Consider the following 11,792-nt stretch of genomic DNA (forward strand, 5'->3'; position numbering starts at 1 on the left):
CGCGCAAGTTTGCGTTCGCGCAAGTATGCTGGGATACTCGGCCGGTGACGACACGGCGGACCGGATTGCGCGATCAGAAGAAGCAGGCCACCCGAAAGACCTTGCGCGAGGCGGCGCTGCGGCTGGCCCTGGAGCGTGGTCCCGAGAACGTGCGCGTCGACGACATCGCCGAAGCCGCCGGAGTCTCGCCCCGGACCTACAACAACTACTTCTCCAGCCGCGAGCACGCCATCGTCGCCGCCGTCACCGCCGATCGGGAAGCGCGGATCGCGGCGGCGGTGGTGGCCCGGCCCGCCGAAGTCGGCCTCGCCGACGCCGTGATCGAAGCGATCGTCGAGCAGTACACCGACCCGGGCGAACACCATCGCGACGCGCTGCTGCTGATCACCACCCGTCCAGCACTGCGCGACGCCTTCGCCGACACCACCAGCGCGCTCGAACTCCCCCTCGCCGACGCGATCGCCCAACGCCAGGGCAACATCCCGCCGCACATCGCCCTTGTGCTCGCGGCGAGCGTGACCGCCGCGGTGCGCATCGCGCTCCAGCGATGGCTCCAGCCGAGCGCCGCGTCTCTCACGGCCGGCGGGCTCGTCGTACCGTCCGGCTCACTGCCCGACCTGCTCCGCACCGCACTCGCACCACTCGCGCCCGCACTCGACGCCGCCGAAGTCCGTCGCGACATAAGGTGACCGCGTGTACTCACCGATTCCAGTCCTGAACGAGCTGAAGGACCTTTACGACTCGACGCGCGACTACCTCGCCGACGGTTTCGAGCTGCACGACTACGACGACAAAAGCCGCTTCCCCCAGGAGCTGGACGACCCCGAGTTCCTCTCGCGGGTGGTCCCCTTCGCCCAGGCGAACGGGAGCGGCTCGACGTACGCGATCTGGCGAGCCGATGACGAGACGGACCTCGCCCGGTCGCCTGTCGTCGTCTTCGGCGACGAGGGTGGTGAGCACGTCGTCGCCCGCGAGTTCACGGATTTACTGCGGCTGCTGGGTTTCGACGCCGAGATCATGGTCGACCACGATTCGGCCTACTACTACCGCGAGGAAGACGACGACCACAGCGGCTCGCACGAGCTGTTCGTCGAGTGGCTCCGGGGGCGCGGCCTGACGCCGGCCGAGGATCCGGACGGCGTCGTGGCCGCTGCTCAGGAGGCCCACGGGGAACGGTTCGGGGCCTGGATCACGCCGTTCTACGAAAAGATCGGCTGGGCCTGAAAAGCCGCCGCGTTGTCGCGCGCCCAGCCGTCGAACGTGAGCGCCGGACGGCCGAGGAGTTCTTCCACCGTGGTGGTCGTCGGTCCGGGACGCTCGCTGTAGTCGGCCAGGGAGCCGAGCAGGCGGGCGGGGACTTCCTCGGGGAGTCCCTGCGCGAGCATGCCCTGCCGTACCTGCTCGGGTGGAAGCTCCTGGAAGGACAGTGGCCGATCGATGGCCGCACCGATGAGCCGCACCTTCTCGTGCTGGTCCACCGATCCCGGGCCGGTCAGCGTGTACACCGACTCCGCCGGGAGATCGCCGCGAAGTGCTCGCGCGGCCACTGCGGCGATGTCGGTTTCGTGGATCGGGGACGTGGCGGCCCGGCCGTACGCGCCGCGCACCACGTCGCCCGCCTTGATCTGCGGTGCCCAAGCCAGCGCGTTGGCGGCGAAATCCGCCAGGCGCAGCACCGTCCACTCCAGACCTGAACGCGTGACGAGGTCTTCGGCGTACTGGAACTGTGCGGCGAAACGGGCTTCCCCGGCCGGGTACTCCACGGTGGTGGCCGACAGCAGCACCACACGCCGTACACCTCGCTCGGCCGCGAGCTTCAGCAGCTCTTCGAGGCCGGGACCGGTGGCACGCGGGCTGATCTGGACCGCTTCGACACCTTCCAGCGCCGTCTCGATCCAGCCAGGGCGAAACAGGTCCCCGGCAACGACTTCCACGTCGCCGGGAAGCCCGGACCCGTCGCCGCGCGTGACCGCGGCGACGTCGATTCCTTGGTTCAGCAACACATTCATCACCTGACGTCCCACGACGCCGTTCGCTCCGGTGATCAGGATCATGATCGTTCCCTTGTTCGGCGGGGCGGGGTGTCACACGCTGACGGGTGCTGGGGCCGGGACGATCCGGCGGCGGCGCACGGGAAGCATCGACGTCGGATGCGAGATGCTCCAGGCCGCGGCCTTGCAGATGATCTCCTTGAGGCGTGCGGCCGTCTTGCCGGTGAGCGCCGAGTCCTTGGGCCGGTCGTCCGGGGTCACCCACTGCACGACGGCGTCGCGGCGGCCGAGGCTGACGCACTGGCCGGTGTACCCGATCTTGTTCTCGGGGAGCGAGCCTCCGGTCAGAACGGCGACGATGGCGTCGGCCGCGCGGTAAGCCGTGGGAACTCCCGAGGCGCAGGACATGCGCAGTGGCATGCCGTTCACGCCCGGCGCGAGCGCGGCGTCGCCGACGGCGTAGACGTCCGCGTGCGAGACCGACCGCATCGTGTCGTCCACGACGATCTGTCCCGTCGCGGAGACGTCCAGGGTCGTGGCGGCGGCGATGGGATGGACGGCGAAACCGGCCGTCCAAACGGTAACCTGGGCGGGAATCTCGCGGCCGGCCGCGGTCATCGCCCCGTCCGGCCCGACACGTGTGATGTCGGTGTCCTCGTACAAGGTGATGCCGAGCCTCTCGAAGGTCCCGCGCAGATGACGCTGGGCCTTCTCGCTCATCCAGGCGCCGAGACCGCCGCGGGCCGCGAGCGCGACCTCGAGATCCGGCCTGACTTCCGCGATTTCCGTGGCGGCTTCGATGCCCGTGAGGCCACCGCCGACGACGAGCACGGTTCCGCCCGCCGCCAGGGCGGCGAGACGGTCACGCAGCCGCAGCGCGGAACCCTTGCCGTCGATGTGGTGAGCGTGTTCCGCGACGCCGGGAACGCCGCGGTCCGCGGCCGCGCTGCCGAGCGCGTAGACGAGCGTGTCGTAGGCGATTTCACCGTCGTCGAGGGCGACGGTCTTGCGTTCGGTGTCGACCGTGGTGACCCGCGCCGTCCGCACCCGCACGCCCGTGCCCGCGAAGACGTCGGTCAGCAGGCGGGGTTTCAGGTCCTGGCCGGTCGCGAGCTGGTGCATGCGGACCCGCTCGACGAACTCGGGATCGGCGTTGACGAGGGTGATCTCGGTGTCGGCGGGGTGCAGCCGCTTGGCAAGGCGCCCGGCGGCGTTGGCTCCGGCGTATCCGGCTCCGAGAACGACGATTCGGTGCTTCATGGTCTCACTCCTGTCCGGTCGGTGTTCGCTTCCTGAACCGGACGGCGACACGAAACCTGACAGCGGCGGACTGTGATCCGGGTCACCAAGCGACGGTGAGCGGTTCCCCGTGCTCGGAGGTGCCCCACTGGCTCGCCGCGCGGTCGAGTTTCGCGGGGTTCACCTGGGCGTGGACCGCTGTGATGCCGTCGGTGGTGACCTCCAAGGAGACGACGCCGACGAGCCTGCCCTCCACCGTCAGCACCAGCGCGGGCACGCCGTTGGCGACGGTGGAGAACAGCTCGGGCTTGCCGCCGATCAACGACCACTTGGCCGCGCTCGGCTTGAAGAGGCCGCGCAGGAACCTCGCCACCCGGACCGCGCCGGTGATCGGCCGCGGCAGCGAGAAGAGCACACCGCCACCGTCGCCCACGCTGATCGCGTCGTCGGCCAGCATCCGCACCAGCGCGTCGGTCCGGCCGCTGAGCGCCGCGGCGAGGAACTCCTCGACGATCTTGCGGGCCGCGGCCGTGTCGACCTCCACCCGGCGCCGGTCGGCGGCCAGATGCTGCTTGGCCCGCCGGTAGATCTGCTGGCAGTTCGACTCGGTGACGTCGAGGACGTCGGCGATCTCGGCGTGGGAGTACCCGAACGCCTCGCGCAGCACGTACACGACGCGCTCCTTGGCCGAGAGCCGCTCCATCAGCGTGAGCATCGCGATGGAGACCGATTCACGCTGCTCGACGGTGTCGGACGGGCCGAGCATCCGGTCCCCCGCGAAAACCGGCTCGGGGAGCCATTGGCCCACATAGGTTTCCCGCCGGGCCCGCGCCGAGGTGAGCCGGTTGAGGCAGAGGTTGGTGAGCACCTTCGTCAGCCACGCCTCCGGCGTCTCGACGTACTCGCGATCGGCGGACTGCCAGCGCAGGAAAGTGTCCTGCACCGCGTCCTCCGCGTCGCTCGCCGACCCCAGCAGGCGATACGCGATCGCCTCCAGCCGGCCACGGGCCCCTTCGAACACCTCGACCTCGCGCGCACCGGTCAGCATCGCTCCAGATTAGCCATCACACCGGAGTCAGGCGGCGGGAATCCAGCTGCCGTGCAGTCCCAGCGGGACACGGGTGGGCAGGTGGACCCTCGCCAGGGGTTCGCCGGTGAAGTCCTGCGACGCCAGGATCACCAGATCCGCCGCACCCCGGTCGCGGTCGTGGACGTAGACCAGGTTGTAGCCGTCGTCCTCCGCGGCCGCGCGGGCCGACGGGACGAACACGGTCTCCCCCGCGTTCGCGTCGCGGCCGAACTCGTGGGCTTCGGTGACGCCGGTCAGGAGGTCGTGTTTGAGGAGAGCGCTGCTGAAGCCTTCGTCGGGGCGGTCCGGTTCGGTGGCGCTCGGCGTGGCGTACAGCTCGGCCGCCGCCGAATAGCCGTAGCGGTAAGGCTTTCCGCCGAACCGGCCGTTGAGGCGAGGGAAGTCCTGCGGGCGGCCGTGCAGCAGTGTGCGCGTGGCCCGGTCGGCCGTGAGGTCCGCCGTCCAGCGTTCGAGCACGGGTTTCGAGGCGCCGACGTCGGCGAAGTCGATCGGCCGGGGATGCACGACCACGTCCACCACCACGGTTCCGTTGTCCTCGAAGGCGTTCAGGGTGTGACCGACCATGACGGGCGCGGTCTCGAACCACCGCACCGTCCCGCCCGCTCTCGGCAGCAGCCCCAGCCGTGACGGCAGTTCCCGGTTCCAGTGGAACGGCACGCCCGTCGCCAGACGTTCGGCCTCGAAGACCATCGGGGACTCGTAGAACACCACGTAGTGCTCGGTGAGCGCGAAGTCGTGCATGTACGGCAGCGTCGGCGCCTTGATGTCAGTGACGCTCCGGTTGCGCCCGTCGGGGCCGATCACGATGTGCTGCACGAAATCCGCGCCGTACCGGAAGGCCAGCGAATGCAGCTCGCCGGTCGCGTGGTCGTACTTGCTGTGCGCGTTGGCGGAGAAACCCTGTTCCGTCGCACCGAGGGCGGCGGGCCCGACGGTGTCGAGTTCGTCGGTCAGCTCGTACGGGGCCAGGCCTCCTTCGATGAGCGCGTAGAGGCGGCCGCCGTGTCCCGCGACCTGGACGTTCGGCGCGAAGTCGAGGCGCTCGTCGGCGACCTGCCCACGCCGCGGTTCCCCGAGCCGGTCGGCCACGGAGGCCGACCGCACCCAGCGGTTGCGGTACCACTCGGCGCGGCCGTCGCGCAGGCGCACGCCGTGGACCATGCCCTCCCCGAGGGTCCAGATGTGCGCCGACGCGTCTTCGATGCCGAGCGGGTTCGGGCCGATACGCAGGTAGCGGCCGTCGAGGTCGTCCGGGATCTTCCCGGTGACGGGCAGATCGAAGGCGGTGATCTCTTCGGTGACCGGGGCGAAGTTGCCGAGGACATAGCGATTCATCGTCGTTCCCTTGCTACGAAGCGTCTTGAACATTTGTATAATACATTTGTATAAGACGCTTGTCACAGCCTGCCGCTAGGATCACCGCATGGGACAACGAGAGGACCTCCTCGACGGGGCCAAGCGCTGCCTGATCGAACGCGGCTACGCGCACACCACCGCGCGGGACATCACCGCGGCCTCGGGAGCGAACCTCGGCTCCATCGGGTATCACTTCGGTTCCAAAGAGGCCCTCATGAACGAGGCCATGATCGAGCTGTCCACCGAAGTGGTCGAGCGCCTGCGGGAGCCCGAGGACGCTTCGCTCACCACCACCTGGCAGGGCCTTGTCGACTCCTTCACCGAGCAGCGCGACCTGTGGACCGCCGTCCTGGAGAGCGCCACCCAGGCCATCCGCTTCCCGGAACTTCGCGAACGGCTCGCCGACGCCCAGGACGAAGCCCGGAAGGTCCTCGGCGAACGGCTGTCCGCCACCGACGCCGACGCGGCGGGTGCCGTCCAGTTCGCCCTCATCGCGGGCGTGATGATGCAGCACCTCGTCGCGCCGGACCGGGCCCCCGGCGCGGAAACGATCGTCCGCGGCCTGAAGGCCCTCGCCGTCGGCACGGCCTGACTCAGGCCTTCCTTTCCTCGAACAGGTTCAGCAGCCGCTCGGGGATGTCGTCGCCGAAGACGCTTTCGAGCAGGAAGTCCTCCTCCATGGGCGTTTCACAGCGGACGAACATGGCCTGCTCGTATTCGGCGAGGGCGGTCTCGACGTCGCCGGGACGCGCGGCGAGGGCTTTGGCGAGTTCGGCGCCGTCGAGCATCGCAAGGTTGGCGCCTTCCCCGGCGCGGCCCGGACGGCAAGGCGAAGGCGGGACGATGGATCGGCGCGACGTCGCTTTCGGTGATCAGCGCGGTGAGCTCCGGCGACCAGCCGTCGAACTCCGCCGCGATCCGCGCCCTGGCGGCTTCGGCGTCGGTGAGGTCGATGGCGTCGAACCACTCCAGCGGTTTGGTGAGCTCCACGTAGGCGTGCAGCGTGTCGCGGCTTCCCGGTGGGCGTTGATACTCGCGCCCTCCGCTAGGTCTCGACGAACGACATGCCGGAGTACTCGGGAACGGCGTCGGTGAGCAGCGGCCGGATCCGCGACCAGGAGCCCCGCGACGACGGTGGTGCCGTCGTCGAAGGTCACCTCGTGACGGCCGTCGTCGAGTGTCCGGGCGCCGACGGCCTTGCGCCCCCACCGGACGGTGCCTTCGGGGAGCGAGTCGAGCAGCATCCGCCGCAGATCCCCGCGTTGCGCCTCGGGGCGCCCGCCCGTGCCGTCGTCACCCCGTTCGAACAGGACGGTCCCCGTCCCCTTCGAGGACGCGCAGCGCCTGACGGCCCTCCAGGACGATGCCGCGGAACTCCTCGGTCAGCCCGGCTGCTTGGAGGGCGAGCTGGCCGTTGTAGTCGTGGATGTCGAGCATCCCGTCCTGCAGACGCGAAGTCGGGGACGCTTCCGCTTCGTAGACCTCGGACGGGATGCCGTGGACGTGCAGGACCCTCGCCAGGGTGAGGCCGCCGAGCCCGGCGCCGATGATCGTGACAGGTGTGTTCATGGTGACCCCTCGAGGCGCTTCTGGAATGACATTCAAGAGCGTGCTCCGGGCCGTTGGCAGGCGGCGCACACGACGCTGGCACCGGGCTGGCAGGCGCTGTCAGCCGAAGAATTCGACGGTGTCTCCGGACCAGCCGGGGTCGCCGGTCCTCGCGAAGGCGACCCACGCGCCGTGCATCCTGGCCGCGAGACCTTCCGGGGCGGGATCGGGCCCGAGCAGGCCCGTCTCCCCGTGCAGCCACGGCTCGCCGGCGACGTCGAAGACGAACGGCAACTCGACGGTGTGGGCGGCGCCGAGCCGTCCGTTCAACGCCGTCGAGCGATGGCCGAACGAGTACCGGTGGGTGTGGCCGTCCGAGATCCGCGCGTGTGCCGTTGCCAGCCGCTCGGTACCGGCGCCGAACAGTGTCCGCCCGAGATCTGTTCGGCCGTAAAGGTTTCCTTCCTCGGTGTTGGTGCCGATGAGCAGCGCGACGTCGCCGTCGAGAGGACCGTCGGCGGGCTGGACCGGCGACACCAGGCTGAACGGGCTCAGCCCGGCCAGCGGATCCTCGGCGGTTTCGGTCCGCAGATCGAGACCGGCCAGCGCGGGCAGGATCTCCACGAACCGCTCGTCCGGGATCTCGCCGAACGCTCGCGCGGTGGGCTCGGTTCTCAGCGCGGAAGCGGCCGCCGCGGTGACCCTGGCGGCCTGTTCCGGTGTGAAGGCGCCGGTTCCGCTGCCGCTCTGGACGATCGCCCGGCGGAACGTTCCTTTGGCCTCCGGCGTCGCGAGCAGCGCGCCGGTGAGCGTCGCCCCCGCGGATTGCCCGAAGACGGTGACGTTGTCCGGATCGCCCCCGAACACCGCGACCGTGTCCCGCACCCAGCCGAGCGCGGCGAGCACGTCGAGCAGCCCCCGGTTGGGTGGGGCACCCTCCAGATCGAGGAAACCGGGGACGCCGAGGCGGTAGTTCACCGTCACCAGGACGACGCCGTCACGCGCGAACGCCCGTCCGTCGTACAGCGCGGCGCGGGCCGAACCGGTGACGAAACCGCCGCCGTGCACGAACACCATGACCGGACGACGGCCGTCGTCCGCGGCGGGTGTCCGGACGTCGACGGTGAGGTACTCGTCACCGCGCACCCAGCCGGGTCCGAAATACGGGGTCATGTCGAGCCCGCCGAAGTCGCGCACCGGCTGAGGTGCCGTCGGCCCGGGCCGCGTGCCGTCGCGGACACCGGACCAGCCCGGGTGCGGCGTCGGCGAGAGGAAGCGGCCGGGCCCGATCGACGCCGCCGCGTACGGGATGGCGCGGTAGAGCTCACCGGAGGAGTCGCGTTGGCCGCGCACGACACCGGATGGGGTTTCTGCTTGCACGTACACGAAAAACTCCTCAGGAGAGGGCGGAGAACCCGGCCCACCGCGCGATCGCGAACTTCGATCCTCGGCGCTCGACGCGCACGGCGCCCTGAGCGCCGAAATGCGCCGGGAAGACGAGAGCGTTGTCGTCGGCGGCCTGGCCGAGCAGTTTGTGCCGGGTGGCCCGGGATCCGGCCGGGTCTTCGCAATAGGGCGAATTGGTGTCCGGCTCCACGATCTGCAGCGCGGTGTGCACGAGGTCACCCACGAACAACGCCCGCTCCCCGCCCGATTCCAGGGTGAGCACGGACGAGCCGGGGGTGTGGCCGGGCGCGAGATCCAGCCGCAGATTCCGGTCGACGCGGTGCGTGCCGTCCCACAGATGGGTCAGCCCCGCCTCGCGCACCGGCGCGACACTGTCCTCGAAGACGTTCTGATTTCCGCGCCCCAGCACGGAATCGTGCGCTTCGGCCGGATTCCAGAAGTCGAAATCGGGCCGCGGCATCAGATACCTGGCGTTCGGGAAGGTCGGCACCCAGGTGCGGCCGTCGAGCCGCGTGTTCCAGCCGACGTGGTCGATGTGCAGATGCGTGTTGACCACGACGTCGACGTCCTCGGGCCGCACCCCGGCGGCCGCGAGGTTGTCGAGGTAGGCGGTGTCGAGGCGGTTCCACACCGCCGCGTACGGCCGGTCCTTGTGGTTGCCGACCCCGGTGTCGACGAGGATCGTGCGTCCTTCGCTGCGGATCAGCCACGACTGCAGCGCCGCACGGCACTCGTTCGTCTCGGGGTTCCAGAAATCGGGCGCCAGCCAGTCGCGGTGTTCGCCCCACGCGCCGCCTGGGCTGTCCGGCATGAACTCGGCCGGCGTCATGCCGAGCGAACCGTAGAACTCCTTGACCCGGGTGACCGTGACGTCTCCGATGGTGATCTCGTCCATGCCACCGAGCCTGGCGGCCCGTGCGCGCCCGGACCACGCCCCGCTTTTCCTCCCACTGGGAGGGTGTGGCTGAGTGTGGCCACGCCACGGATACTCGGGTTCATGGACGGACCTGGCCCGCTCGGCGACTTCCTGCAGGCGCGACGGGCTCGGCTGCGCCCGGAAGACGTCGGCCTGCGCGATTTCGGGGCACGCCGCCGGGTGGCCGGGCTGCGGCGCGAGGAACTGGCCCAGCTCGCGGGAGTCAGCGTCTCCTACTACGCGCGGCTGGAGCAGGGCATGTCGCGCGGCGCCTCGGCCGAGGTGCTCGACGCCATCGCTCGCGCGCTCCGGCTCGACGGCCACGAACGCGAACACCTCGAAAGGCTCGCCACCGCCGCCCGCCGCACCCCGCGGGCACGCCGTCCACGGCCCGAAACGCTCCACGACGAGACACGGGATCTCCTGGGTACCGTCGACGCTCCCGCCCTGGTGCTCGGCCGCCGCTCGGACGTCCTGGCGTGGAACGCCCTCGGCCACGCCCTGCTGGGCGGGCATCTGGACTTCCACGCCCCGGACGACCCGGCGCGACGGCCGAACATGAGCCGGATGCTGTTCCTGGACCCGCACTGCCGGGACCTGTACACCGACTGGAAGCGGAAGGTCCGCGCGGTGGTCGGCAGCCTGCGGATCGCCGTCGGCAGGCATCCCGAAGACCCGCTGCTCGCGGAACTGATCGGCGAACTGACGATGAAGAGTCCCGAGTTCGTCGCGCTCTGGAGCGACCATCGCGTGCGGCCCTGTGACGCCGAGAGCTACGAACTACGGCATCCGGTCGTCGGCGCGGTCACGGTGACCCAGCAGACCCTGTCGATCGCCCGTTCACCGGATCAGTTGCTGATCGTGTGCACGACCCCCGCCGGCTCGTCCGACGCGCAGGCCCTCGCGCTGCTCCGGCAGGCGGGCTCAGGCCTTGTCGTGCACGGTGATCGCGTAGCCGTCCGGGTCCGCGAAGGCGAACGTGCGGCCGAACGGCCCGTCGAACGGCTCCGTGAGGATGGTGACGCCGGCGTCGGCCAGCCGGTCGTGCAGGCCTTGCGCGTCGTCGGCGTGCAGCCACATCGCCACCCCTGATCCCGGCCGCGGGGAGATGGCGTCGAGATCCGTGCCCGGCACGGGTTCCCGCACCGCGAACGGGATCGTCTTCGTGCCGAACACCACCGCGTGCGGCGGTGCGACGGGCAGCCTGCTCAGCCCGAGGTGGGTCTCGTAGAACGCGGCGGCACGGTCGAGGTCGCGCACCTGCAGTGAGAAGAAATCGGGTCCGGTCACGGTCATGTCGTCCTCCATGTCAGTGTGTTGACATAGCCAACGTATGTCATGATGCTGACATGAGTCAAGGTGAGCAGGTCGGGCCTCTGGACCAAGCGGTGGGGTACATGCTGAAACGAGCGGCGACGGCGCTCCGGACGGCGATGGACACCGCGTTGCGCCCCCTCGACCTGACCGTGCCGCAGTACTCCTGCCTCGAAGTGCTCTCGCAGCGGCCGGGGCTGTCCAACGCGGAACTGGCCAGGGCCGTGTTCGTCACCCGGCAGTCGATGAACCTGGTCCTGCGCGGATTGCAGGACCGCGGGCTCATCACCCGCCCGACGACGGCGCCTCAGGGCCGCGCCCTGCCCAGCACGCTCACCCCCGCCGGACGCGAACGGCTCCGCGCCGCCAGCGGCGTCGTGCGCGCGGTCCAAGACCGGATGCTCACGCCGTTTTCGGCGGACGAGCGGGACCGGCTGCTCCACGACCTCGCCGCCTGCGCCGACGCGCTCGCGTCCGAGGAATGACTCAAGACCTCTTGCTCACCAGCGTTTCCGGTTTGAACGCGTACACGTCGGCGCCTTGGACCAGCACGTGCCATTCACCGCAGACCTTGTCGGTCCGGCTTTCCTGTCCCTGCGGCCACCACTGGGCGGCGAGGGTGGCAGGCTGTGTCGCGGCCGCCCCCGGCACGCAGACGGCGGGCAGAGTCCCACCGGTGAACCTCAGGAGCCGCTCCGAACCCGTGGTCCGGATGACTTCGGTGACCGACGTCGCCCCGTCCGGCACCCACTCCGGCAGGCGGGCGTCCTCGTCCCGCTTGCCCTCCGCGCCGGTCGCGTAGCCGACCGTCTTGACGTGCCCGTTCGCCTTTTCGGTCAGCCCTTCCTTGAGACCGCATCCGGACAGGGCGACCGTGGCCGTCGCGGCGGCGAGGACCGCCGCGGTGATCTTCGTGTTCATACGATCGAGT

At 70.0% G+C, this 11,792-nt stretch carries 12 protein-coding genes and 2 pseudogenes; 5 read left to right on the forward strand and 9 right to left on the reverse strand.

Going from position 1 to position 11,792, the window contains the following annotated elements; translation table 11 throughout:
* Window positions 1–44: 44 nt before the first annotated feature.
* Window positions 45–689: a TetR/AcrR family transcriptional regulator gene (locus AC069H_RS07465; RefSeq protein ID WP_478231691.1), complete on the forward strand. Its 645-nt coding sequence runs from the start codon at window positions 45–47 to the stop codon at window positions 687–689.
* 4 nt (window positions 690–693) lie between these two features.
* Complete coding sequence (locus AC069H_RS07470; protein ID WP_478231692.1) at window positions 694–1,224, forward strand: hypothetical protein; 531 nt, start codon at window positions 694–696, stop codon at window positions 1,222–1,224.
* On the opposite strand, the gene AC069H_RS07475 is transcribed toward AC069H_RS07470, so the two are convergent.
* The 4 genes from AC069H_RS07475 to AC069H_RS07490 all read right to left on the reverse strand — a co-directional run bounded on the left by AC069H_RS07475 (window position 1,200) and on the right by AC069H_RS07490 (window position 5,655).
* Window positions 1,200–2,054 (reverse strand): NAD(P)H-binding protein, encoded by an 855-nt coding sequence (locus tag AC069H_RS07475; protein ID WP_478231693.1) that lies wholly within the window; start codon window positions 2,052–2,054, stop codon window positions 1,200–1,202. The genes AC069H_RS07470 and AC069H_RS07475 overlap by 25 nt on opposite strands.
* A 30-nt stretch (window positions 2,055–2,084) precedes the next feature.
* Entirely contained in the window at window positions 2,085–3,251 is a 1,167-nt protein-coding gene (locus AC069H_RS07480) for an NAD(P)/FAD-dependent oxidoreductase (RefSeq protein WP_478231694.1), read from the reverse strand.
* A gap of 82 nt (window positions 3,252–3,333) precedes the next feature.
* Window positions 3,334–4,278: an RNA polymerase sigma-70 factor gene (locus AC069H_RS07485; RefSeq protein WP_478231695.1), complete on the reverse strand. Its 945-nt coding sequence runs from the start codon at window positions 4,276–4,278 to the stop codon at window positions 3,334–3,336.
* A gap of 27 nt (window positions 4,279–4,305) precedes the next feature.
* Entirely contained in the window at window positions 4,306–5,655 is a 1,350-nt protein-coding gene (locus AC069H_RS07490) for a carotenoid oxygenase family protein (RefSeq protein ID WP_478231696.1), read from the reverse strand.
* An 88-nt stretch (window positions 5,656–5,743) separates the two neighbouring features.
* Here AC069H_RS07490 and AC069H_RS07495 point away from each other — a divergent pair, with 88 nt between their 5' ends.
* Complete coding sequence (locus tag AC069H_RS07495) at window positions 5,744–6,268, forward strand: TetR/AcrR family transcriptional regulator (protein ID WP_478231697.1); 525 nt, start codon at window positions 5,744–5,746, stop codon at window positions 6,266–6,268.
* A 1-nt stretch (window position 6,269) separates the two neighbouring features.
* On the opposite strand, the pseudogene AC069H_RS07500 reads toward AC069H_RS07495, so the two are convergent.
* From AC069H_RS07500 to AC069H_RS07510, 3 genes and pseudogenes are all read right to left on the reverse strand, one after another.
* A pseudogene (locus AC069H_RS07500) lies at window positions 6,270–7,245 on the reverse strand (FAD-dependent oxidoreductase).
* A 99-nt stretch (window positions 7,246–7,344) separates the two neighbouring features.
* Window positions 7,345–8,610, reverse strand: a complete 1,266-nt coding sequence (locus AC069H_RS07505; protein WP_478231698.1) for a carboxylesterase/lipase family protein — start codon at window positions 8,608–8,610, stop codon at window positions 7,345–7,347.
* Between the two features lie 10 nt (window positions 8,611–8,620).
* Entirely contained in the window at window positions 8,621–9,526 is a 906-nt protein-coding gene (locus AC069H_RS07510) for an MBL fold metallo-hydrolase (RefSeq protein ID WP_478231699.1), read from the reverse strand.
* 102 nt (window positions 9,527–9,628) lie between these two features.
* Here AC069H_RS07510 and AC069H_RS07515 point away from each other — a divergent pair.
* Window positions 9,629–10,447: pseudogene (locus AC069H_RS07515) on the forward strand (helix-turn-helix domain-containing protein); the annotation flags it as partial.
* Window positions 10,448–10,471: 24 nt separating this feature from the next.
* Here AC069H_RS07515 and AC069H_RS07520 read toward each other — a convergent pair.
* Complete coding sequence (locus tag AC069H_RS07520) at window positions 10,472–10,843, reverse strand: VOC family protein (RefSeq protein ID WP_340683549.1); 372 nt, start codon at window positions 10,841–10,843, stop codon at window positions 10,472–10,474.
* 53 nt (window positions 10,844–10,896) lie between these two features.
* On the opposite strand from AC069H_RS07520, the gene AC069H_RS07525 reads away from it, so the two are divergent.
* Window positions 10,897–11,346 (forward strand): MarR family winged helix-turn-helix transcriptional regulator, encoded by a 450-nt coding sequence (locus tag AC069H_RS07525; protein ID WP_478231700.1) that lies wholly within the window; start codon window positions 10,897–10,899, stop codon window positions 11,344–11,346.
* A 1-nt stretch (window position 11,347) separates the two neighbouring features.
* Here AC069H_RS07525 and AC069H_RS07530 read toward each other — a convergent pair whose 3' ends face one another.
* Window positions 11,348–11,782: a hypothetical protein gene (locus AC069H_RS07530; RefSeq protein WP_478231701.1), complete on the reverse strand. Its 435-nt coding sequence runs from the start codon at window positions 11,780–11,782 to the stop codon at window positions 11,348–11,350.
* Between the last annotated feature and the right edge of the window lie 10 nt (window positions 11,783–11,792).

It is taken from the genome of Amycolatopsis sp. NPDC043887 (genome assembly GCF_056435665.1).